This window comes from Rhizobium sp. 05N49 (assembly GCF_056396805.1).
In genome coordinates this window covers 589,211-610,415 of sequence record NZ_JBFTME010000002.1, presented here as the reverse complement: position 1 = coordinate 610,415, position 21,205 = coordinate 589,211, and the positions used below count along the sequence as shown (strand labels likewise).

The window sequence follows — 21,205 nt, the reverse complement described above, 5'->3', positions numbered from 1 at the left end:
GTTTTCGGTAGCGGCAACGATCTTGGCCTTGATTTCGCCGACGACGTCGATAGCGCTGTCCATGGCGGTGTAGGCAGTGTCAACCTTTGCAGCACCGAGGCCGAGGGCGTCCGAAACAGCGCCGAGAGCCTTGTTGTCCGAACGCATGGTCGTTGCGATCGACCAGTAAGCAGCGTTGTCGGAAGCCTTGCCAACGCGGTAACCCGTCGAAACGTGGTTCTGCGTGGTGTTGAGGCCCTGGTTGACGTTACGCAGCGTCTGGAGAGCGGCCTGGGCGGAAGTGTTCGTGTTAATGCTCGTCATAAGTGTGTCCCCTAGAAAAACTAGATACAAAAAGGAGGACATACCGGACTATAAATACCGGCGATGACGGACCAGCTTCATGCCACTCGGTGCCTTTATCTCTTGGCCCAAACCCGTCATGTCGAGGGCAATCTCGCAGCCAATACTTGCCAACTTCTTAAAAGCCGAGGGGTCGGCCAAGTCGCTTCAATTCCATGGTTAATGTTACTTGAATTTGTCTTCCAGGAAGCAGCTTTCCCGGAAAGCGGGTGTGCGACTGCACCGGTTTCAAGCAAGCTTCGAATGCCAGTATGGCAGAAGCCGGGATAGTATCGTCGGGCAACCTGCTTTTAGCGGGACCGTCCGATTGCGCGCCCGTCGATCACCATTTCATGCCGGAACATTTCCTCACGGAGTTAGGTTTTGAACAGCAAAGTTTCGTTCTCGGCGGCATCCCGCGACTATCAGGCGGGCCGCTATACACAATCTCTGGCGACGCTCAACCAGCTCATCGACACTCAGAAGGACGCCAAGACCTACGCCCTCCTCGCCAAGAACCTGTTGCAACTGGGCTTCAAGTCCGATGCAGCCAAGGCCTATGGCCTCGCAGCCGACTGCGCCGGGCAAGGCGGGTTCGAATTCCTGAAGACTGCCGCCAAACTCCACCTGGAAGCCGGCAACGACGACGACGCCCTGCTGATCGCGATGCGCAATCTCGGCAAGGCTCAGGAAGATGCCGAACTCGCATTCATTATCTCGACGATCTATGTACGCCGGCAGCGGCGGGATCTGCTGCGCCCGTTCAAGAAAATCCTGTCCGAGAGCATGAACCCGGATCATATGCGCCTTGCCGCGCTGCTGCTTAACGACGACCTCATGGACGAGACGAACCAGCAGCTCGCCCGCAACCTCTTCCGGCGCTTCCCRGGCAACCTCGCCTTCCGTTTTCTGTATCTCGTCTGCGTGCGCGAATTCAACGAATTCGATGAGGCGAACAAACATCAGGCGCCTATCGACGCTGCCCTTGCCAAGGGCGACATCGACACGCTGAGGAAGGACAACCCGTTCTATCATCTGCATTGGTGCGGCGACGAGGATTTCAATCGCTACGCGACGATCGGCACGCAGCCGCTGGACCCGGTGCGCGTGGATTATCGACGCGGTCTGCCGCATACCTGGTCCGACAAGATCCGCATCGGCTACATGTCCTCGGACTTGTGGGACGGTCACGCGACGATGAAGCTGCTACAGCGGGTTCTCGAGCTTCATGATCGCAATCGGTTCGAAATCACGCTCTTCGATCACACCCAGCCCGAGTTTCTGGAGAAGAACGTCGCCGATCGCAGCCGCTGGGGCAAGATCGTCAACACATACGGCCTGTCGGACGCCGCTGTCCTGAATGCCGTTCGCGCCGAGAACATCGACATCATGGTCGACCTCAAGGGCCACACCTCGGGAAGCCGCGCATCGTCCTTCAATCAGCCGCTGGCGCCGATCCAGGTCGCCTGGCTGGGCTTTCCCGGCAGCACGGTCAATATCGATCTCGACTACGTCATTGGCGATCACTCGGTGCTGCCTGACGTCGCCAAGCCTTTCTATCACGAGAAATTCCTGCGCATGCCGGAAAGCTACCAGCCGAACGATCCGGCAAACCGCCCGCGGCCGCAGCCTGTCACGCGGGCAGAGCTGGGCCTCCCAGAAGATGCCTTCATCTTCGCCTCGTTCAACGGCAACCGAAAGATCACCTCCGAGGTCGTCGACAGCTGGTCCAGGATCCTCAAGCGTGCGCCCGACAGCGTGCTCTGGCTGATGGCAAATACGTCCCGCAACAAGGACAATCTGCTGGCGCGCTTCCAGGCCAATGGTATCTCGGCGAAACGGATCATCTTCTGCCCGCGTGCGCCCTATGAAGTGCATATAAGCCGTCAGCAGGCGGCCGATCTCGGCATCGATACATTCCCTGTCAATGGACACACGACCACCTCGGAACAGCTCTGGGGCGGCCTTCCTGTTCTGACGATGAAGGGCACGAACTTCGCCTCACGCGTCAGCGAAAGCCTGCTGAAGGCAATCGATCTGCCGGAACTCGTCGCCGACGATCTCGGTGCCTACGAGGATCTCGCCGTCGAGCTCGCGCTCAATCCGGAACGTGTCGCGGGCTACAAGAACCATCTGAGGGACAAGCGCTACATCGCGCCGCTCTTCGATGCGGAACGTTTCTGCCATCATCTCGAGCGCGGCTACGAGCTGATCATCGAGCGGCGGAAAAACGGCCTCACCCCCGACCACATCGACGTTCCCGCCCTACCGTCGCGCACCGAGCCTTTCGGCTCGAAAGACTGAGGCCATCGTCATTGCAAACACGAAGCCCGCCGGAGCGATCCGGCGGGCTTCGTGTTTGTGAGAAAGGGAATGCGGCAAACTGACTGGGAGCCTGACCTTGCCCGTCAGCTGAAGGAGCGCACCAGACTTCCGACCAGGAGGTTCCAGCCGTCGATCAGCACGAAGAAGAGAATCTTGAATGGCAGCGAGATCGAGGTCGGCGGCAGCATCATCATACCCATGGCCATGGTGATCGTCGCAACGATCAGATCGATGACGAGGAAGGGCAGGACGATGAGGAAGCCGATTTCGAAACCGCGCCGGATCTCCGAGATCATGAAGGCAGGCAGCAGGATGCGGTAGTCGATCGGGTCTGTCGTCTGGATATTCTGGCCGCGCTCGCGGGCTAGGTCGGCAAAGAGCGCGAGATCCTTTTCACGCGTATTGGCAGACATGAACGTGCGGAACGGTTCGGCGATGCGTTGAACCGCCGTTGATTCATCGATCTGGTTTGCAAGCAGCGGCTGGACGCCGTCCTGCCAGGCCTTATCGAAGGTCGGCGACATGACGTAGAAGGTCATGAACAGCGAGAGCGAGAGAAGGATCATGTTCGACGGGGTCGAAGACAGGCCCATGCCCGTACGCAGGATCGAAAAGGCGATGATGAAGCGCGGGAAGCTCGTCACCATGATGAGGATGCCCGGCGCGACCGAAAGCACGGTCAGAAGGCCAAATGTCCTGATGATCCAGGCGGCGGCGGAGCCGTCGACCGGGATATTCAACAGATCAGTCGGAAGCTGCTGTGCTACCGCCAGTTCCGGCACCGCCATCATGGCGGCAAGGAAAACTATGAGTCGAATCATTCGATGACAAAGGTCCTGAACATGACCTTCGATACGCGCCCTTGAGAGCGAAGGTCAACACGTTCCTGGATGTCATCCTTGAGATATTGAAAGCCCCGCGGCCCTTCGATCTGCTGAAGGGAAATGGTCCTGATATAAGCGAGGATATCCTGGTGAATATCCTCGGCGACCTTGACATCCGGCGGCCCGTTGAACATCAGCGCCACCTCGAGTCGGATCCAGTTTTCCGAGGGGTAAGCCAGGTTCGAGGTGACCGGGTCCAGCACGACGATGTTGTTGGCTTCCGTGGCGATTTTCGGAAGGCCGCCCTCGGCCTTCTTCTTGGCCTCGGCCTCCTTCGCCTGTTCGGCCTCGGTGGCGCTGCGGATGTTCGGCGCTACCATGTTGCCGACCGCCCAGCCGCCGCCGGCGCCGACAAGCGTCAGGACGGCAATGCCGATGATCGTCATCACCGTGCCCGACTTCTTCTTTTTGCCTTCGTCCGTTTCGTTGTCTGCCATTTTGGTTCAGCCTCAAAGCGGCGAGAAGAGATCGACGGCCTGCTGGCCGCGCGGCGGCTGCTGCACTTCCATCAGGCGGCCGCGGCCACCGTAGGAAATGCGGGCTTCGGCGATCTTGTCATACGAGATCTGGTTGTCGGAATTGACGTCCTGCGGACGTACGATACCGGCGACGTTAAGGATGCGCAGTTCCTGATTCAGGCGCACTTCCTGCGAGCCGCTGATGACCAGGTTGCCGTTTTCGAGGATGCCGGTAACGACCGCCGCCACCAACAGGTTGAGCTTGTCGGTGCGCTCGATCTTGCCCTTGCCGTCCGTGCTCGTGTCGGAACCGTAGGTCAGATCCGTCTTGGACTGTGGCGTCCAGCCGAAGACCTGCGCGTTGACGTCCCAGTTCATCCCGCTTGAATTCTTGCGGCTGCGGTTGGTCTCGTTGTCGAAGGAGCCCTTGTCGTTGATCTGGATATCGACCGTCAGGATATCGCCGACGTTGAGCGCGCGCGCATCCTTGAAGAGCGCGGCCTGAGAATCGCTCCACAGCGAATAGCCCTGCGCAACCGCGCGCGGTTGCTTCGGATAAAGCGCCATCTGCGGCGTTTGGCCATAGGCAAGACCGCTGCCGATCGGGCTCATGGAAGGCGCGCGGCCGATCTCGTTGACTGCCGTGGATTGGCAGCCAGCAAGGAGGGCAACAGCGGCGATCACAGCCGGTAAACGCTTATTCATGAAGGATCCTTCGAGGTATTGGGATCAGATGCACTTGCGATGATGCTGGCGATGTTGGCAGCCTTGGTGGAATCCATCTCGTTCAGGATCAGGCTGGATTGGCGCGGCCCAAGCCGCATGATGACGGCTGCGGCCAGTTCTGGCTTGACGTCCTGCAGTTGAAGGGCTGCCGCATCCGGCTTCATCTTCTTATAGATGTCCGTCAGGCCGGCCTCGGCCTGCTTGAGGAAATCGTCGCGCCGCTTCAGCCAGTCCTGGTATTCGGCCTTGCGCCTGTCCATTTCGGCAACGCGGCTGTCGATATCGGCGCGCAGCTTTTCGAGCTCCTGCTTCTGCAGGAGATAGCGCTGATCGCGAGCCGGATCGGCGATATTCGTGCAGAACTGCTTGACCTCGTCCGTCGAGGTGATGTCGCCTGCCGGCGCCACTTCCTGGGCGAAGGCGCCGGGAATGGAAAGTAGTACGAGGCCGGCGGCCGGCAAGGACAGCCGGCGCAACAGCTGGACGACAGGATTCTCGCTCTTGACCTTGATCATTGCAGCACAAGCTCCGCTTGCAGGGCGCCTGCAGACTTGATGCCCTGGAGAATGGCGATGATGCCATCCGGTTTGACGCCGATATTGTTGAGACCGGCAACGAGGGTGCGCAGGTCAGGACCGTCGATGATCGCAACCCGGCCGCCCGTTTTCTGGGCCTGGATATCCGTCTGCGGCTGGACAGCCGTCTCGCCGCGAGAGAACGGCTCCGGCTGGATGATCTGCGGCGTTTCGGTCACTTGCACGGTCAAAGTCCCATAGCTGACGGCGACCGGCGAGACGCGGACATCCGAGCCGATGACGATCGTGCCGGTGCGTTCGTTGATGACCACCTTGGCCGGCGTGTCGGTTTCGACCACGAGATTTTCGATATCGGCCATCAGGCGCGTGAGGTCTGCCTCACGCGGCTTCTCGATGACGACTTCCTGCGAATCCTTGGCTTCCGCGACCGGGCCGCCGAAGCGGGCCTTGGCATAACCATTGACGATATCGGCGATGCGGATCGCGGTGGAGAAGTCGGGGTTGCGCAGCTGCAGGACCAGATTGACCGAATCCTTGAAGCGGGATGGCAGCTCGCGTTCGATGATGGCACCGCCTGGCACGCGGCCGGCCGTCGTCACACCTTCGGTCACGGTCGCCGCCTGTCCCTGGGCCTGGAAGCCGTTGACGATTGCTGCACCCTGGGCGACGGCATAGATCTGGCCGTCGGCGCCCGAGAGCGACGTCATGACGAGCGTACCGCCGCGCAGCGACGTCGCGTCGCCGAGCGAGCTGACCGTCACGTCGATCCGGCTGCCGGGGCTTGCGAAGGGCGGCAGGTTGGCAGTGACCATGACAGCCGCCGTATTCTTGGCATTCGACTGGCTGCCCTGGGTGGAAATGCCGAGGTTCTGCAGCATCGCGCGCATGGACTGCTCGGTGAAGGGCGAAGCACGGAAGCCGTCGCCTGTGCCCTGCAGACCAACGATAAGGCCATAACCGATAAGCTGGTTGTCACGGCCGGCCTGCAGCGAGGCAATATCCTTGATGCGGGACGTCAACGCCCAGGCAGGCGCGACATCGGTCAGGCTCATCGCCAGAACCGCAACCAGGCTCAGAATACGAAAGAAGAAACTCATTTTGCCCTCACATGGACCGTACCATCGGCGAGCACGGTGCCGCTGACGATGACGCCGGAGTCCATATTGCGTGCACGGATCATCTGGCCGGTCGCACCATCTTCAAGGGGCGAACCGGCAGCGGAAATGGTCATCTGGCCGAGCTGGAAGACCAGGCGGATGTTGGAACCGCGCGTCACGGTATAGGGTTCGCGCAGGGCGGAGATCGAAATCGTCCGGCCCGGCAGGAGCGTGCGCTTGGAAACGAACCCCTCGACCTGGGAAATGGACTTTGCGTAGTCTCCGGCGAGGTTGGGATTGGTGACCTCGACTTCCTGAAGCTGAGAGTTCGAAATCGTGTCGCCGGGGTAAATGATCGTCGTCGGGACGACGGCATAACCCATGCCGGCATCCGCTGCGACCGGCACGAACATGCCGGCGATTGCGATCGTGGCCGCAGCCACCCATCCCTGGACGTATCCTGCCCGGCGAAACATCATGTTCGGCCCTTCCCTCTTACTTCAGGTTCTTGCTGACGATGGATGCCATTTCGTCAGCGGTGGTGATCACCTTGGAGTTCATTTCATAGGCGCGCTGGGCCGAGATCAGTTCGGTGATTTCTTTCACCGGGTCGACGTTCGACGATTCCAGGTAGCCCTGCTTGAGGTAGCCCATGTTGTCTTCATCGGGATTGCCGATGACGGCATCGCCGGATGCCGGGGTTTCCTGGAAGAGGTTGTCTCCGATCGGCTTCAGGCCGGCCTCGTTGACGAAGTCGGCAAGCGTGATCTGACCGAGCGTCGTCGGATCGGTCTGGCCGGGCAGCTTGGCGGTCACTTCGCCGGAGCGGCTGATCGTCAGTTCGGTGGAACCCTGCGGGATGGTGATGCCCGGGATGACCTCATAACCGTCGATGTTGACCAACTGGCCCTGGTCGTTCTTGTTCAGCGCACCGGCGCGGGAATAGAGCGTCGTGCCATCGGTCGACTGGATCTGGAAGAAACCCTTGCCGACGATTGCGACGTCGAGGTCGTTACCGGTCTGGGTCAGTTCACCCTGGAGATGCAGATTGCGAACGGCGGAGGTCTGAACGCCGAGGCCGATATTGGCACCTTCCGGCACGATGGCCTGGTTGGCGCGGTTGGCGACACCCTTGGCGCGCTCCGTCTGGTAGAGAAGGTCGGTGAATTCTGCGCGGGCGCGCTTGAAACCGGTCGTATTGATGTTCGCGATGTTGTTCGCGATGACTTCCAGGTTGGTCTGCTGGGCATCCATGCCCGTTGCTGCGATGGCGAGCGCTCTCATGTGTTCGTCCTCAAATCAGTTACATCTGCATCTTGGTGACTTCGAGGAAGGCCGAAACGACCTTGTCACGAATGGCGATTGCCGTCTGGAGGGTCTGTTCCGCCTGCAGCATCGAATCGACGACTTCGCGCGTGGAAGCCGTGCCCTTGATGCCGGCGAAGGACATGTTTTCCGCACCCTTCAGGCTGCTGACGGCTTGGGTCGCCATGTTGCCCATGACGGAAGCAAAGCTCAGGCCGCCGGATGCACCGGCCGCAGCAGACGAGGCCGCAGTCGTGGAGGAGGCGGAATTTTCGGTATCGATGGCGCCGAGGGCGCGGGTCATCGAAAGATTGCTGACATTCTGTACGCTGCTGATCATTATTGTCCGCTCTTCAGGAGATCGATCGTCGAGGAGATAAGGTCGCGAGTCTGCTTGATCGTCTGCAGATTGGCGTCATACGAGCGGTTGGCTTCACGCATGTCGGCCATCTCGATGAGGATATTGACGTTCGGCATCTTGACGATGCCCTTGTCATCCGCAGCAGGGTTGCTCGGGTCGTATTCCTTGGTGAAATCGCCTTCGTCGGTCCCGATCTTCTTGACGTTGACAGTCTCGACGCCGCTGGTGCGATCGAGCTGCTGGCCGAAGGTGATCGTCTTGCGGCGATAGGGATCGGCACCCGGCGTGTCGCCGGTCGAACGGGCGTTGGCGATGTTTTCCGAGACGATACGCAGACGTGTCGACTGCGATTCGAGCCCGGAGCCTGCGATTTTCATTGCTGCTGAAAGCGGATCCATCCGTCTACTTCCTTACCGTCATCAACATCATTCGATGAAAGGAACTGACGAGCGAGGTGTTCAGGTCATACTGACGCTTGATCTCGCCCGACTTGGAGAGTTCTTCGGCGATACCAACGGTGTTGCCGGATTCCTGGACACCGATTTCCTGATCGAGCGCGGCGTCCTTGACGTCGATATCGCCGCTCGTGCTGAAATCGTTGCCGCTCAGATGCATCGGATTGGTGCGCGCCATGGTCACGTCCGACTGGTCGAGCACGGCCTGGAAAGGCGTCACATCCTTTGCACGAAACTTCGGCGTATTTGCATTCGCGATGTTGCCGGCAACAACCTCCTGACGGATCGTCAGCCATTCCGCCTGCTTTGAAGCCAAGTCGAAAAGTTGAATCGGTTGCATGAGAACTCTCCGTTTTTACTAGGCCGAACCTAGGGCGGTAATCTTGCGTGGGACTTACGGTAAATGCAGGATTTGCAGGCCATTGCTCGAGGTTACTTGCAGACATCGACCAACCGTCGCCCGACCGTTTCTCCGACACGGGCCTGCAGCGATTCACCTTTTGTCTGAACTGAAGCGTGTCACGATCCTCAGGGTTCGCCACCAACACTTCAGGCTTTGATTTCGCACGTCTTTGTCGCAGAACCGCTGCCCGGTTTTGCGCGGCATGCTTCAGTTGTTCTGGTAGATCTCACCCTTGGAGGTAACGATCACCCACTTGCCATCGCGCTGTTCCAATGTGGCAAGGCGGCTTTCGTCAGGCAGGATCGAGCCGACGCGCACGACATACATGCCGGAGGGATCCTCGATGAGGGCCCGGCCGTTGGCCACGTGCAGCAAACGGAAAGAACCCTTGCCGGGGAAAGGCTGGTCCTCCATCAAGGCGTCGCCGTTGCGCTCCTTGCCGAGCTCGGAAACGGTTGCCGTCGTCAAATTGTCGATCGGCGGGACTTTCTTGCCCTCATCGTTCTTGTTGACCATGGCGAGCGGCGACACGCTGAAGACGTTGCGCGCCGGCCAGTCCGGCAAATCGCGGGAGGCATTGCTGTCGGCGACGTTGATGCCGAACTTGTCCTCGTTGAAGAAGACGTACCAGGGGAAGAAGGCGGACGCACCGGCAAGCGCCAGACCCAAAAAGGTCAGCGCGCGGTCGAGCAGCACGCCTTTGTTGCGCTCTTTCAGTGCGGCTATCCGTTCGTCTTCGAAATCGGCCATGATCAGGCCCTCCTTTGAATAGGCGCACTCGGAGTGGGCACGCCGGCGGCGGCCTTCAGAGCACCGGCAAGATCCGCAAACGCATCGAGCGATTCTCGGTCTCCGGGAGACTGTTTCAGGACGTCATAGATGATCGGCACCTGCCTGACCGCCATGTCGAGATCGGCATCAGCGCCCGGACGGTAGCCGCCGATAAGACGCAGGTCGCGCGTTTCCTCAAACCGATGGATCAGCACCTTGAGGCGCGAAACCAGCTTCTCCTGATCCGGGGTCCAGGCCTTGCGGGCAAGACGCGAGATGGATGCGAGTGGATCGATCGGCGGGTAGCGCCCCTCCTCCGCCAGGCTTCGCTGCAGAACGATATGACCATCCAGAATACCGCGCGTGGAGTCGGCGATCGGATCGTTATGATTGTCGCCATCAACAAGGATGGAAATGATCGCGGTGATGGTGCCCGCACCTTCCGCACCGGGACCGGCGCGCTCCAGAAGACGCGGCAGCTCGGTAAAGACGGAGGCCGGATAGCCGCGCGCAATCGGCGGCTCACCGGAGGCGGTCGCGACTTCGCGGATTGCATGGGCAAAGCGCGTAACGCTGTCGACGATGAAGAGGACGTTTTCACCCTTGTCGCGGAAGTGCTCGGCGATGGTTACGGCCGTCAGCGGCGCCATCTTGCGCAGCATCGGGCTCTCGTCACTGGTGGCAACGACCGCAATCGCCTTCTTCATGTCGCTGCCGAGCGTATCCTCGATGAATTCGCGGACTTCACGACCACGTTCGCCGACCAGCGCGATCACCACCTTATCGAAAGCGTCGGCACGAGCCAGCATCGACAGCAGTGTCGATTTGCCGACGCCGGAACCGGCGAAGATGCCGAGACGCTGGCCGAGGCAGAGCGGCGAGAAAATATCGATCGCGCGCACGCCGGTCTTGAACCCTTTTTCGACGCGCTGGCGCGTCATCGAAGGCGGCGCAGTATTCGAGATCGACCGGCGGTCCAGGCCTTCGGTGATCGGGCCGAGCCCGTCGATCGGCTCGCAGAGGGAATTGATGGTGCGACCACACCAACTGTCCGACGGGGAGATGCGGAAGGCACCCTTGCGGATGACGACGTCATGGATGCCGATCGGCTCGCCCGGTTCGATCGGGCAGACATAGATCAGATCCGGCTCTACCCGGACAACTTCGCCGAGATGTATGCCCGTCGCGGATTTATGGGCGACGAACTCGCCAAGACGCACATACCTCGAAAGGCCGCGCACGGTATAGTGACCGGCTGCGATCGTATGAACGCGGCCGCCATGCGTCACCGAGAATTCTGGCGAGGCATAGCGTTCTGCAAGGGCGCCGAGATGCGTCAGCTTCGGCGAGAGTGCGTCTTCGGTCAACAGCGTGGTGTTCATGCTTCACGCCCTGCCTTAGCGGCTACCGCCCAGCGTCTGAACCGCTTCCTTGAAGGAATCTTCGCTGTCGCGCATCAGGGACGAGACGCTTTCGAAAGCGCGGTTCACTTCGATCAACTGCGTCATCTCATGCATCGCATTGACGTTGGAATTCTCGAGGTAGCCCTGCTCGACACCGACATCGAAGCGATCGACGACGGCACGCGGCTGCTCTGTCGTCATGACGCCGCTATTTTCGTAGCGCAGGAAACCCTTGTTGAGATCCGCTTCGAAAAGGCCAAGCGAACCGACCTGGCGGTCGTTCTGGTAGATGATGCCGTCGGTGCCGACCTTCGGTTCGCCGCCGGCTGTGTTGAGGACGATGGGCGCACCACCCGCATCGAGAACCGGATAGCCGCGGGTGGAAACCAGTTCGCCGGTATCGCRCATCGTGAAGCGGCCGTCCCTTGTCAGAACGCGGCCCGCCGGTGTGTCGAGAGAGAACCAGGCATCGCCCTTGATGGCGAAATCGAGCATGTTGCCGGTGTGCTGCATCTCACCATGGGAAGTGTCCATGTAGTCGTTGCCCTGGGAGACGAAGGCGACCTTGGTGTTCGTCTTGTTCTCGTTGTTCGCCATCATTTCGTCGAACTTTACCTCGGTGCCACGAAAACCGGTCGTATTCACGTTGGCCATATTGTCGGCGATCGTCGTCAGGCGTTTTTCGAGAGCCATCTGGGACGACAGGGAAACGTAAAGACCGGATTGCATGTCGGTAAGCTCCACATTGGCGATAAACGGGACGAAACACCGGGCTCCTTTTCGTTCGGCCACGGGTTCCGCTGAGCGGCATCTCAGACATGGGCGCGCATAGGCCCACTCGTCACGTTCAATATGAAGGCAAATCCTTGCGCGAAACTGGCAGCGCAAATGCATACGCCAAAACGGCATTCATCAGCCTCACGCAAGGCACAAATCCTATCCGTCGCAAAGAAAAGCAACGTTCAGATTGGGCTGACGATGAATATTATTATCGGATTTGTAGTTGTCTGCGGCTGTATCGTCGGTAGCTTCATGGCCATGGGCGGCGAAGTCGATGCTCTTTTTCAGCCCTTCGAATTCCTGATCATCGGCGGCGCCGGCCTCGGCAGCTTCATCATGGCGAACCCCATGAAGGTGGTGAAGGACTCCGGCAAGGCGCTCGGCGAAGCCTTCAAGCACTCCGTTCCCAAGGAGCGCAACTACCTCGACACGCTCGGTGTGCTCTATTCGCTGATGCGCGACCTGCGTACGAAATCGCGCAACGAAATCGAAGCGCATATCGACAACCCGGCTGAATCGACGATCTTCCAGCAGGCTCCGACAGTTCTGAAGAACAAGGAACTGACGGCCTTCATCTGCGACTACGTGCGCCTGATCATCATCGGCAATGCCCGCTCCCACGAGATCGAGGCGCTGATGGACGAAGAAATCAACACCATCCTTCATGACAAGATGAAGCCTTACCACGCGATCCAGATCATGGGCGATTCGTTCCCCGCCATCGGTATCGTCGCGGCGGTTCTCGGCGTCATCAAGGCCATGGCGCATATCAATGACTCGCCGGAAGTGCTCGGCCACCTCATCGGTTCGGCACTCGTCGGCACATTCCTCGGCATTCTGCTTTCCTACTGCGTCTGCTCCCCGCTGGTCTCCCAGATCAAGGTCGTCCGCTCCAAGCAGCACCGCCTCTACGTTGTCGTCAAGCAGACCCTGCTTGCCTACATGAACGGCTCGGTGCCGCAGGTCGCCCTCGAATACGGCCGCAAGACGATCTCGGCGTATGAGCGCCCGTCGATCGACGCAGTGGAACAGGAAATGATGAACCCAGGTGGCGAAAACAAGGCAGCTTAAATGACTATGAGCAATGCTTCGCATGACAACCAGACAATGGATCCCGCCCTTCTTGCCAAATTGACCGGCGGTCTCGGCGACAGGGGCAGGGTTGCCAAGCTCTGCAGTTCCTTCGGCGACATATACAGCGAATTCTTTCCCGACGTTCTGAAAAGCGAAACCGGCCTCGATGTGACAGTCGGCTATCTTGGCTGCGAGATCGGCTACAAGAATCACCTGATCGACGATCTCAGCACCAACATGACGCTCGTCGATGCGACGCTGCGCAATTGGTCGCAGAACATCACCATCGGCTGTGGCAACGGTTTCATCATCACCCTGATGGAGCACCTGCTTGGGGCCACTGCCGAAACGATCGAGGAGCCGGCCGACCGGCTTCTCTCCATTATCGAACTCGATCTCGCCGGCATGGTGTTCGACAAGATATCCAAGGTGCTGCGCTCGGCCGTGAATGCGCCGGGCGGATTCGAGCCCAGCCTCTCGGCGCCCTTCGCGCATGAGGCCCGTGTGCGTCCGCCGGAAGATCGCACCGACGAATTTGCCGCTGCGATCAACATGTCGATCACGCTTGCCGGCATCGTTTCCGAATTCAGCCTGATCGTGCCGCAGACGGCACTGCTCAAGACGACGGTTTCGGCCCCGAAGCCGAAGAAGCAGCCCAGCAAATCGCCCGAGTTCACCGAGCAGATCGGCGACCAGGTTCGCCGCTCGCAGGTCACCCTCGAAGCGAAGATCCATCTCCAGGACCTGACATTACGGACGATTTCCAAGCTGATGGCTGGCGATGTCATTCCTTTCCGGGACAGTGGCGACGTGCGCGTTGAAGTCAGCGCCAACAGCCGGGAATTGTATGTGTGCGAGTTCGGGCGTTCAGGCGACAACTACATGGTGCGCGTGAAAGACACCATGAATTCGGATGACGAGCTGATCCGGCACTTAATGAATTAATCGGTTCTCTCGCTCTCAGCGCCACAAAGGCAGTTTGAGGCAAGTTTCAACTGGAATAGTGATTTCATGGCTACGAAGAAGACACAGCAGAATAGTGACCTCTCCCTGGACATGCCGGGCAATGAAGCCGATCTGGATCAGGCTATCGACGATCTGCGCGGCGTGTTGAAGAAAGATACGGACGGCGACTTTCCGCAGTTCGGCGACGACCTGCAGAACGATGCTTTCGCAGCAGGAACGGACCTCTCGCCATTCGGCGGTGATGCCGGCGAAACATCCTTCGGCGGTGCCGATTTCGCAGGAAGCGATTTCGGGGGCGGCGATTTCGGCGACGATGCTGCCGGCACCGGTGCAGCAGGCTTTCCCAGCCTCGACGCTGCGCCGAGCTTCGGCGGCAATTCCTTCCAGTCCGCTCCGGCACCGCTCGGCAGCGCGCTGAACTCGAACTTCGACCTGATCATGGACATTCCGATCGATGTCCAGATCGTGCTCGGGACGAGCCGCATGCAGGTTTCCGGCCTGATGAACCTCACCGAGGGTGCCACTATCGCGCTCGACAAGAAGATCGGCGAGCCGGTCGAAATAATGGTGAACGGCCGCAGGATTGCACGCGGCGAGATTACGGTTCTTGATAACGACGACACGCGATTCGGTGTAAAACTGATAGAAGTTTTGAGCACGAAAAAAGCCTGATCCCTGTGTGGGACGGAGAGGTTAGACCATGATGGACTTTGACGATTTCGGCGGCGCACTTGCCGGGAAACCGTTGACCCAGGCTGAAAAGGCGGCGGCAGTTCTTCTCGCTATGGGGAAGGGGGTCGCCGGCCGGCTGCTGAAATATTTTACGCAGGCCGAGTTGCAGACCATTATCGGATCTGCCCAGGCGCTTCGTGCCATCCCGCCTGACGAGCTCCTCCAGCTCGTCAGCGAATTCGAAGATCTCTTCACCGAAGGCGCGGGTCTGATGGACAACGCCAAGGCGATCGAGGCCATCCTCGAGGAAGGGCTGACCCCTGACGAAGTCGACAGCCTTCTCGGCCGCCGCACCGCTTTCCAAGCCTACGAAACCTCCATCTGGGATCGTCTGGCCGAGGCGGAACCTGCTTTCGTCGCCCAGTTCCTGTTGCGCGAACACCCCCAGACCGTTGCGTATATCCTATCCATGATGCCCTCGTCCTTCGGCGCGAAGGTATTGCTGCAGCTTCCCGACAACCGTCGTGCCGACATCATGAACCGTACGGTCAACATGAAGAGTGTCAGCCCGAAGGCTGCACAAATCATCGAAAACCAGGTGATGACGCTGCTTGCCGAGATCGACGCAGAACGCAACGCATCGGGCTCCACCAAGGTCGCCGACCTGATGAACGAGATGGACAAGCCGCAGGTCGATACGCTGCTCACCTCGCTCGAATCGATCAATCGCGAAGCGGTCAACAAGGTTCGTCCGAAGATCTTCCTTTTCGAAGATCTTATGTTCATGCCGCAGCGCAGCCGCGTCATGCTGCTCAACGACATCTCGACCGACGTCCTCACAGTCGCCTTGCGTGGTGCATCGGCGGAAATCCGCGAATCGGTTCTTTCTTCCATCAGTCCGCGCCAGCGCCGCATGATCGAATCGGATCTTCAAAGCGGCATGGCCGGCGTCAACCCGCGCGAGATCGCGATTGCACGGCGCGCCGTGGCGCAGGAAGCGATTCGCCTGGCCAATGCCGGCCAGATCGAGCTCAAGGAAAAGGAAGGCGGTCCGGCGGCCGCCTAAATCATCGCAGCTGTTGACAATTCGACTGGCCGGCAAGGCGGCGGTTGATCGACAAGACGCACACGTCTACCCTTCCTGGAAACGGGCCGCGCTTTAGCAGCGGCCTTTTTCTTTGACGGAGGGCCGCAGACTTGGCCGATGAAGACAAGGACAGCAAAACAGAAGCCCCTACCGCGAAAAAGCGGTCTGATGCTGCCGAAAAAGGTAATACCCCCCACTCGCGTGAAATTTCGATCTTCACGACGATTCTCGCGACCTTCATCTACCTCGTCTTCTTCCTTCCCAGCGCAACGTCGCACATGGCCGAGACCCTGCGCGACATCTTCGAGCAGCCAGACCAGTGGAAGATCGAAACCGGACCTGACGTCATCTCGCTCTTTGTGAAGCTCGGCTGGGCCGTTGCGGCGCTTCTTGCCCCGGCCTTCATCATGTTCATAGTGTTCGGTATCGCCTCGTCCGTCTTCCAGAACCTGCCAACACCGGTTCTCGAACGCATCCGTCCTCAGGCTTCGCGTATTTCGCCCGTCAAGGGATGGTCGCGGCTCTTCAGCGTCCAGGGGCTCGTCGAATTCGGCAAGTCGCTGTTCAAAGTGGTCGTCGTCGGAGTGATTCTCTTCTTCGTCCTTAGAAGCGAATATTTCGGCTCGATCGATGCGATGTTCTCCGACCCGCAGACGATCATGGTTCGCATGATGACGGCCATGCGCAAGATCATCATCGTGATGCTGATCGCCACCGCCATCGTCGCCATCGCCGACGTGTTCTGGACGCGCTACCACTGGTTCACCGAACTGAAGATGACGAAGCACGAGGTGAAGGAAGAAAACAAGCAGTCGCAGGGCGACCCGTTCGTCAAGAGCAGACAGCGCTCCGTCATGCGTGACCGCGCCCGCCGGCGCATGATCGCTAGCGTTCAGCGCGCCACCCTCGTCATCGCCAACCCGACGCACTATGCCGTGGCGCTGCGCTACGTGCGCGAGGAAAACGATGCGCCGGTCGTCCTGGCCAAGGGCCAGGACCTTATTGCGTTGAAAATCAGAGAGATCGCCGAAGAGAACAGCATTCCCGTGTTCGAGGATCCACCTCTCGCACGCTCCATGTTTGCGCAAGTCTCGGTGGATAGTGTCATACCGTCAGTCTTCTATAAGGCCGTCGCGGAACTCATTCACCGGGTTTACGCCGCGGAGGCCAAGAACAAACGGGTAAGATAAGTCGAATGAAAAAATGCCCCTACTCTGCCCAGCGTGAAAAAATCCTTGCAGAAGCAATCAGCCCGGTCGCAACCGAGCTCAGGCTTCTGGACGCATCCGATCTGATTTCTCTGCTGCGTTTCGAGTATTACGGCAATCTCGCCGACCTCGTCGCCTCCGCAGCGGAACTGTTTTTCCATCCCGGCACCGTCAATTTCGGCCTGGGGGGAAACTATACGCTGGAATGGGGCGGCAAGCCCGAAGTCGTGCTCGATCTGGAAATCAAGCCGCGCGGCGTGACCGTCTATGCGCAGCTGACGCTGGCCGAGGACCATGCCGGTATCGAGATCAATCATATTTCCTTCCAGAACGCTTCCAGCGATCCGGACGCAAACACGGCTTTTCTGCAAAGAAGCCTGCACGAAGCGCGCTATATCGTGGCAAAGCCACAGGCGCTCGCCGGCTAAAGCAGTTTACGCTTGGGAATATCAGGCCCGGCCCGCAAGGCGCCGGGCTTTGCCGTTCTTTAGCTGATGTAGCCGAGCCGGATCGCCTTGGCGATCGCCTGGATACGGTTGACCGAATCAAGCTTGATGGTGGCCGAGCCGAGATAGGCGTTCACCGTGTGGACGGAAAGGCCGAGCTTGTCGGCGATTTCTTCGCTGATACGGCCGTCGCCGGCAAGCTGAAGGCAGGCGATCTCACGCTCGCTCAGCGCTTCCGTTGCCGCCGCACGACGTTCGTCAAGGGACAGCAGGTCCATCATGACATTGCAGCATCGGCCGTGCAGCTCGATGATCGTGTCGCTCAGGGGATCGAGATCGTCGCCCGTGAAGAGCACGAAGCCGTTGCCGATAGCGCCGAGACGCACCGGAAAGGCAAGACCGGAGAAAGGAACCACCCCGTCTTTCAGCCTCACCATGAAAGGTGAGAAGTCGGCAGGACCCGGAGCCGCGCGATCATGGCTGCCCGCCCAGAACAGCGGCAGCAGCGAACGATCGATGTGATCGAGCAAAGCCTCGCCATGGGCATCGACGAAGGCCTTGCCGAAGCCGGCATTCGAGGGACCCCAGTTTTCCAGCTCGCAGATCAGTCGCTGCTTTGCCGGCACGCCGGAACCTGTGACACGAAAGACAGCGAAACCTTGCGCATCCGCGAGCTTCTGCATGGCAATCAGGCGCGGAAAAAGGTCAGACCGGCTGGAAATCCTGTTCACGCGCACCATGCGCATCTGGTCCGTATTGCCTATCGCCCTGCCTGGTTGATGCCCCATAATTCCCCTCAAACGAGATTGTTGCGAACGGCGAAGGCTATCGCCTCGGAACGCGTCTTCGTTGCAGTCTTGCGCATCACGCTGGTTATATAGTTATTGATCGTATTCCGGGAGATACCGAGGATCATGGCGATCTCGTCGCTTGTCTTGCCTTCCGCGATCCAGAAGAGACATTCCAGCTCCCGCTCCGTCAGCTCGAAATCGCGATCGACCTTCGTGCCCCCGCACCGAAGGAAGCTTGCGAAATAGCCTGCAAGAAGGCCCACGTCCCGGAGACGTTCCGGCGAAAGCACGAAACCTTCCCTGAACAGGAACATCAATGCCAACCGAGATCGGCCGACATTGAAGGTCAGAGAACAATATTGCCGGCTTGCGCCGTGTGGCACTTCAACGCTGTCGGGCAAAAGCGCGAAGCCCGGCTGCAGCACCTGCATGCATTTTTCGAATTCGGTCGAGCGCGCATAGCCGGATACCAGGTCATTGGCGACCTCCTTCACCAGATCGAAAGGCCAGTCGGACGACACGATAAAGTCCAAACCGCTTTCCTGGATGAGGTCACAGCGCGCCATCAGATAATGCATGGCACCGACATATTCTGTCAGCGCCTGCAAGCCGGCTTGCAACTTGCCGGTTTCGGCGATGATGCGCAGACGATTGATCAGCTCGTGGCGCGGCAGAAGATCCGGCACATTGGCGCCGACGAAGTTCGCCATTTGCTTCTCGCCTCTATTCGCCTGAAATGTGTCCATATCCATTAGCAGTGACCTGCGGCTGAGAAACTATCGATTCTCGCAAAGAAGTTCTGTTTTAGGAAAAGGATTCAAACACATGCCCCACGCGAATCCCATTTCGAATCACTTAAGGGTAAGCCAACCACCGCAAATCACCATCTCCGACTTCTGGGGATTTACTTTTGTGGCCTTCCATGCGGTGATTCGACCACCACTCCACTCTCGCGAATATAGATAAAGTAGGATGATTCTGGCTTTGGCCGCAATGTTCCTCGCCTTATGCGCGAGTGGGGCTGCGCGGAATTATCGGTCTGAATGGCGTAATTATCACAGTTCCGGCCAGGGACGCGCCGAAACCGATCGCCCAACGGAAGCAAATATCAAACGCGTGAAAGCAACGACCTGTTGTTCTATTGGAAGCATACTTACGTCGTCCGCCTTATTCAAGGCTTCAGCGTCGCGAAGACGACGCCATCCCTTTGCCGCAGGATCTCTACATCCGAATTCTTCGTTACAAAGTAATCGGGTCCTTACGGGCCGGCTACCGGTGCCGATAACGTTTCCGTTACTGATCGGTCTATCCACAGCTGAAAAAGAAATAGGCCGGTTTCCCGGCCTTTGTTATCATGCAGCTTCGTCGATGGCCCATTTTCTGAGGATCTTCGCAGCGCGTTCCTCGTTGATCTCCACCATACGGGCAAGCTTGCGTTCCGGACCTTCCTTGACGCGGCGGTTGAAGTTGCCGTCGTCGTCGCCGAGACTGAGCAGATCCTCGGTGCTGTCGAAGCCGAAGTCGGAGCCGAAGCCATCCATGAGAGCACCGCCCGCCGCAGCACCCGCCGGTGCGAAGTCGGGAAGTTCCAGGCCGGCCGATTCCGGAGTGGCGTCGCCGAAGACTGCGGCGGAGGATGTACCCGAGCCGCTGACGGTGCGGATGAGAGGACGCACGCCCAGCCAGATCACCACGAAGGCTACCGCAACGAAGGCCAGCGAGTTGATGATGCCTGCGAGGTTGCGGCTCAGCATATCCATGACATGGACACCGCCGTTGGCATCGTCGAGCAGCTGGTTTTCGAGGAAATCCATGGGGGTGACGGTGATGACGTCGCCGCGGTTCGGATCTATGCCGGCGGCCGAGGCGACGATCTTCTGCATCTCGGCAACATAGGCGTCAATCTTGGCCTGGTCGGCGGGCTCGCCTACCATCTTGGCGATACGGCCCTTGTTGACGACGACGGCGACCGAGAGCTTTTCGACCCGGTAGCTGTTGCGCGTGGTGGCCGTGGTCTTGCTGTTGATTTCGTAGTTGGTCTGTTCTTCCCGCTTGTCGGACTTGTCCTGCGATTGCGGACCATTTGCGCCGCCGGCCTGCGGGGCCGCCTGCGGAATGTTCTGCTCGACCGTCGTCGCATTGTCGGACTGATTCTGCTGCGACTGCTGTGCTTCCTTCGTGGAGCGAACGGAGCGCTCGACCTTGGATTCCGGATCGTAGGTGGTTTCCTGGATCTGCTGGGCGTCGGTGTTGAGATTGGCCGTGACGCTGGAGCGGAAGTTGTCCATGCCGAGGAAAGGTGCGAGCGCCTTGTCGATGTTGGATTCGACTTCCTGCTGGACATTCTGGACGATGTTGAGCGAGCGGTTCAGCGTGCCATTGGCGGCATCATCGCCGGAAGCGAGAAGCTGGCCGGCCGAGTCGAGGATCGTCACGTCAGCGACGTCGAGCCCCGGCACGGCCGAGGCGACGAGATGGCGGATCGAGGTGGCCGCGTTTCGTCCCGTCGCGGCGCTGGCGCGAATCATGACGGAAGCCGTCGGCTTCTGTTCGGCCTTCCGAAAGTTGCCGACCTCGGGCATGACGATGTGGACGCGTGCGGCGGTAATGCCTGAGATCGACTGGATGGTGCGGGCGATTTCACCTTCGAGCGCACGGACGCGGGTCACTTCCTGCATGAAGGAGGTGAGGCCGAGCGAGCCGACATTGTCGAAGAGTTCGTAGCCGGCATTGGCGCTGTTCGGCAGGCCGCGCTCTGCAAGCAGCAGACGGGCCTTGCCGGTCATGCCGGCCGGTACGGTGATGCTGGAGCCATCGGTCCCGACCTGGAAGTCGACATTGCTTTCAGCGAGCGCCATGCTGATCTGATTGAGATCAGTCGTCTCCAGGCCGACATAAAGCGTTTCCTGGGCCGGTTTGTTGACGAAAATTGCGGCCGCCAGGATGATTGCGATGGAAGCGGCGCCGACCCCACCAAGGATCATCAAACGCGTCCGCCCAAGGGAACCAAAGTTCTTAATAATCTGAACTAATTGATTTAACAGATTCATTCTGTTCTCGCACGATCCGTCAAAGACAAAGCAGGCTTATTGCCTCATTTGACGAATAGACGCCGAAACTTGTGCGAGCGTTTCGT

Annotated in this window: 24 protein-coding genes; 7 read left to right on the top strand and 17 right to left on the bottom strand. The window is 59.3% G+C overall.

Going from position 1 to position 21,205, the window contains the following annotated elements:
* Positions 1 to 303: flagellin N-terminal helical domain-containing protein (locus tag AC1DF8_RS07250; protein ID WP_477995472.1), on the bottom strand; the 303-nt coding region annotated here is incomplete at its 3' end.
* Positions 304 to 705: 402 nt separating this feature from the next.
* On the opposite strand from AC1DF8_RS07250, the gene AC1DF8_RS07245 reads away from it, so the two are divergent.
* On the top strand, positions 706 to 2,625 hold the full coding sequence (locus AC1DF8_RS07245; RefSeq protein ID WP_477995470.1) for an O-linked N-acetylglucosamine transferase, SPINDLY family protein: 1,920 nt from the start codon (positions 706 to 708) through the stop codon (positions 2,623 to 2,625).
* Between the two features lie 104 nt (positions 2,626 to 2,729).
* Here AC1DF8_RS07245 and fliP read toward each other — a convergent pair whose 3' ends face one another.
* The 13 genes from fliP to flgF all read right to left on the bottom strand — a co-directional run bounded on the left by fliP (position 2,730) and on the right by flgF (position 11,774).
* Positions 2,730 to 3,467, bottom strand: coding sequence for a flagellar type III secretion system pore protein FliP (fliP, locus tag AC1DF8_RS07240; RefSeq protein WP_477995468.1), 738 nt, complete (start codon positions 3,465 to 3,467; stop codon positions 2,730 to 2,732).
* Positions 3,464 to 3,967: a flagellar basal body-associated FliL family protein gene (locus AC1DF8_RS07235; RefSeq protein ID WP_112541520.1), complete on the bottom strand. Its 504-nt coding sequence runs from the start codon at positions 3,965 to 3,967 to the stop codon at positions 3,464 to 3,466. The genes fliP and AC1DF8_RS07235 overlap by 4 nt, the downstream gene beginning before the upstream one ends.
* Before the next feature lie 12 nt (positions 3,968 to 3,979).
* Positions 3,980 to 4,693, bottom strand: a complete 714-nt coding sequence (flgH, locus tag AC1DF8_RS07230; RefSeq protein ID WP_112541521.1) for a flagellar basal body L-ring protein FlgH — start codon at positions 4,691 to 4,693, stop codon at positions 3,980 to 3,982.
* Entirely contained in the window at positions 4,690 to 5,229 is a 540-nt protein-coding gene (locus AC1DF8_RS07225; RefSeq protein ID WP_112541522.1) for a MotE family protein, read from the bottom strand. The genes flgH and AC1DF8_RS07225 overlap by 4 nt, the downstream gene beginning before the upstream one ends.
* The gene (locus tag AC1DF8_RS07220; RefSeq protein ID WP_112541523.1) at positions 5,226 to 6,347 is read right to left on the bottom strand and encodes a flagellar basal body P-ring protein FlgI; all 1,122 of its coding nucleotides are present in this window, start codon (positions 6,345 to 6,347) and stop codon (positions 5,226 to 5,228) included. Before AC1DF8_RS07220 ends, AC1DF8_RS07225 begins: the two co-directional genes overlap by 4 nt.
* Complete coding sequence (flgA, locus tag AC1DF8_RS07215; protein ID WP_112541524.1) at positions 6,344 to 6,826, bottom strand: flagellar basal body P-ring formation chaperone FlgA; 483 nt, start codon at positions 6,824 to 6,826, stop codon at positions 6,344 to 6,346. Before flgA ends, AC1DF8_RS07220 begins: the two co-directional genes overlap by 4 nt.
* Positions 6,827 to 6,842: 16 nt before the next feature.
* Positions 6,843 to 7,631 carry a flagellar basal-body rod protein FlgG gene (gene flgG / locus AC1DF8_RS07210; protein ID WP_112541525.1) on the bottom strand — a complete coding sequence of 263 codons (789 nt, stop codon included), beginning with the start codon at positions 7,629 to 7,631 and terminating at the stop codon, positions 6,843 to 6,845.
* A gap of 19 nt (positions 7,632 to 7,650) precedes the next feature.
* The gene (fliE, locus tag AC1DF8_RS07205; protein WP_112541526.1) at positions 7,651 to 7,992 is read right to left on the bottom strand and encodes a flagellar hook-basal body complex protein FliE; all 342 of its coding nucleotides are present in this window, start codon (positions 7,990 to 7,992) and stop codon (positions 7,651 to 7,653) included.
* Positions 7,992 to 8,411 (bottom strand): flagellar basal body rod protein FlgC, encoded by a 420-nt coding sequence (gene flgC / locus AC1DF8_RS07200; RefSeq protein WP_112541527.1) that lies wholly within the window; start codon positions 8,409 to 8,411, stop codon positions 7,992 to 7,994. Before flgC ends, fliE begins: the two co-directional genes overlap by 1 nt.
* 4 nt (positions 8,412 to 8,415) lie before the next feature.
* Positions 8,416 to 8,808 (bottom strand): flagellar basal body rod protein FlgB, encoded by a 393-nt coding sequence (flgB, locus tag AC1DF8_RS07195; RefSeq protein WP_112541528.1) that lies wholly within the window; start codon positions 8,806 to 8,808, stop codon positions 8,416 to 8,418.
* Positions 8,809 to 9,078: 270 nt separating this feature from the next.
* Complete coding sequence (locus AC1DF8_RS07190; protein ID WP_112541529.1) at positions 9,079 to 9,621, bottom strand: flagellar protein; 543 nt, start codon at positions 9,619 to 9,621, stop codon at positions 9,079 to 9,081.
* A 2-nt stretch (positions 9,622 to 9,623) separates the two neighbouring features.
* Positions 9,624 to 11,024 (bottom strand): flagellar protein export ATPase FliI, encoded by a 1,401-nt coding sequence (gene fliI, locus AC1DF8_RS07185; RefSeq protein ID WP_113012949.1) that lies wholly within the window; start codon positions 11,022 to 11,024, stop codon positions 9,624 to 9,626.
* 15 nt (positions 11,025 to 11,039) lie between these two features.
* Positions 11,040 to 11,774: a flagellar basal-body rod protein FlgF gene (gene flgF, locus AC1DF8_RS07180; RefSeq protein ID WP_477995463.1), complete on the bottom strand. Its 735-nt coding sequence runs from the start codon at positions 11,772 to 11,774 to the stop codon at positions 11,040 to 11,042.
* 249 nt (positions 11,775 to 12,023) lie between these two features.
* On the opposite strand from flgF, the gene motA reads away from it, so the two are divergent.
* The 6 genes from motA (at position 12,024) to AC1DF8_RS07150 (ending at position 17,260) form a co-directional block, all read left to right on the top strand.
* Entirely contained in the window at positions 12,024 to 12,896 is an 873-nt protein-coding gene (gene motA / locus AC1DF8_RS07175; RefSeq protein ID WP_037071050.1) for a flagellar motor stator protein MotA, read from the top strand.
* The gene (locus tag AC1DF8_RS07170) at positions 12,897 to 13,844 is read left to right on the top strand and encodes a FliM/FliN family flagellar motor switch protein (RefSeq protein ID WP_112541531.1); all 948 of its coding nucleotides are present in this window, start codon (positions 12,897 to 12,899) and stop codon (positions 13,842 to 13,844) included.
* Between the two features lie 66 nt (positions 13,845 to 13,910).
* Positions 13,911 to 14,537 carry a flagellar motor switch protein FliN gene (fliN, locus tag AC1DF8_RS07165; protein WP_112541532.1) on the top strand — a complete coding sequence of 209 codons (627 nt, stop codon included), beginning with the start codon at positions 13,911 to 13,913 and terminating at the stop codon, positions 14,535 to 14,537.
* 28 nt (positions 14,538 to 14,565) lie between these two features.
* Entirely contained in the window at positions 14,566 to 15,603 is a 1,038-nt protein-coding gene (gene fliG, locus AC1DF8_RS07160; RefSeq protein WP_112969854.1) for a flagellar motor switch protein FliG, read from the top strand.
* A 131-nt stretch (positions 15,604 to 15,734) separates the two neighbouring features.
* Positions 15,735 to 16,814 carry a flagellar biosynthesis protein FlhB gene (gene flhB / locus AC1DF8_RS07155; RefSeq protein WP_112969855.1) on the top strand — a complete coding sequence of 360 codons (1,080 nt, stop codon included), beginning with the start codon at positions 15,735 to 15,737 and terminating at the stop codon, positions 16,812 to 16,814.
* Positions 16,815 to 16,819: 5 nt separating this feature from the next.
* A complete protein-coding gene (locus AC1DF8_RS07150; protein WP_112541535.1) occupies positions 16,820 to 17,260 on the top strand; it encodes a hypothetical protein in 441 nt (146 codons plus the stop codon).
* Between the two features lie 59 nt (positions 17,261 to 17,319).
* Here the strand turns inward: AC1DF8_RS07150 and visR are convergent, their stop codons facing one another.
* From visR to fliF, 3 genes are all read right to left on the bottom strand, one after another.
* A complete protein-coding gene (visR, locus tag AC1DF8_RS07145; protein WP_112541536.1) occupies positions 17,320 to 18,066 on the bottom strand; it encodes a transcriptional regulator VisR in 747 nt (248 codons plus the stop codon).
* 8 nt (positions 18,067 to 18,074) lie between these two features.
* Positions 18,075 to 18,821, bottom strand: coding sequence for a transcriptional regulator VisN (gene visN, locus AC1DF8_RS07140; RefSeq protein WP_112541537.1), 747 nt, complete (start codon positions 18,819 to 18,821; stop codon positions 18,075 to 18,077).
* Positions 18,822 to 19,421: 600 nt separating this feature from the next.
* Positions 19,422 to 21,119, bottom strand: a complete 1,698-nt coding sequence (fliF, locus tag AC1DF8_RS07135) for a flagellar basal-body MS-ring/collar protein FliF (protein ID WP_112969856.1) — start codon at positions 21,117 to 21,119, stop codon at positions 19,422 to 19,424.
* Between the last annotated feature and the right edge of the window lie 86 nt (positions 21,120 to 21,205).

What these genes read in the sequence shown, in the direction of transcription:
- fliP (WP_477995468.1), bottom strand. Translation starts at nt 3,467, where the DNA reads ATGATTCGACTCATAGTTTTCCTTGCCGCCATGATGGCGGTGCCGGAA.
- AC1DF8_RS07235 (WP_112541520.1), bottom strand. Translation starts at nt 3,967, where the DNA reads ATGGCAGACAACGAAACGGACGAAGGCAAAAAGAAGAAGTCGGGCACG.
- flgH (WP_112541521.1), bottom strand. Translation starts at nt 4,693, where the DNA reads ATGAATAAGCGTTTACCGGCTGTGATCGCCGCTGTTGCCCTCCTTGCT.
- AC1DF8_RS07225 (WP_112541522.1), bottom strand. Translation starts at nt 5,229, where the DNA reads ATGATCAAGGTCAAGAGCGAGAATCCTGTCGTCCAGCTGTTGCGCCGG.
- AC1DF8_RS07220 (WP_112541523.1), bottom strand. Translation starts at nt 6,347, where the DNA reads ATGAGTTTCTTCTTTCGTATTCTGAGCCTGGTTGCGGTTCTGGCGATG.
- flgA (WP_112541524.1), bottom strand. Translation starts at nt 6,826, where the DNA reads ATGATGTTTCGCCGGGCAGGATACGTCCAGGGATGGGTGGCTGCGGCC.
- flgG (WP_112541525.1), bottom strand. Translation starts at nt 7,631, where the DNA reads ATGAGAGCGCTCGCCATCGCAGCAACGGGCATGGATGCCCAGCAGACC.
- fliE (WP_112541526.1), bottom strand. Translation starts at nt 7,992, where the DNA reads ATGATCAGCAGCGTACAGAATGTCAGCAATCTTTCGATGACCCGCGCC.
- flgC (WP_112541527.1), bottom strand. Translation starts at nt 8,411, where the DNA reads ATGGATCCGCTTTCAGCAGCAATGAAAATCGCAGGCTCCGGGCTCGAA.
- flgB (WP_112541528.1), bottom strand. Translation starts at nt 8,808, where the DNA reads ATGCAACCGATTCAACTTTTCGACTTGGCTTCAAAGCAGGCGGAATGG.
- AC1DF8_RS07190 (WP_112541529.1), bottom strand. Translation starts at nt 9,621, where the DNA reads ATGGCCGATTTCGAAGACGAACGGATAGCCGCACTGAAAGAGCGCAAC.
- fliI (WP_113012949.1), bottom strand. Translation starts at nt 11,024, where the DNA reads ATGAACACCACGCTGTTGACCGAAGACGCACTCTCGCCGAAGCTGACG.
- motA (WP_037071050.1), top strand. Translation starts at nt 12,024, where the DNA reads ATGAATATTATTATCGGATTTGTAGTTGTCTGCGGCTGTATCGTCGGT.
- AC1DF8_RS07170 (WP_112541531.1), top strand. Translation starts at nt 12,897, where the DNA reads ATGACTATGAGCAATGCTTCGCATGACAACCAGACAATGGATCCCGCC.
- fliN (WP_112541532.1), top strand. Translation starts at nt 13,911, where the DNA reads ATGGCTACGAAGAAGACACAGCAGAATAGTGACCTCTCCCTGGACATG.
- fliG (WP_112969854.1), top strand. Translation starts at nt 14,566, where the DNA reads ATGATGGACTTTGACGATTTCGGCGGCGCACTTGCCGGGAAACCGTTG.
- AC1DF8_RS07150 (WP_112541535.1), top strand. Translation starts at nt 16,820, where the DNA reads ATGAAAAAATGCCCCTACTCTGCCCAGCGTGAAAAAATCCTTGCAGAA.
- visR (WP_112541536.1), bottom strand. Translation starts at nt 18,066, where the DNA reads ATGGGGCATCAACCAGGCAGGGCGATAGGCAATACGGACCAGATGCGC.
- visN (WP_112541537.1), bottom strand. Translation starts at nt 18,821, where the DNA reads ATGGATATGGACACATTTCAGGCGAATAGAGGCGAGAAGCAAATGGCG.
- fliF (WP_112969856.1), bottom strand. Translation starts at nt 21,119, where the DNA reads ATGAATCTGTTAAATCAATTAGTTCAGATTATTAAGAACTTTGGTTCC.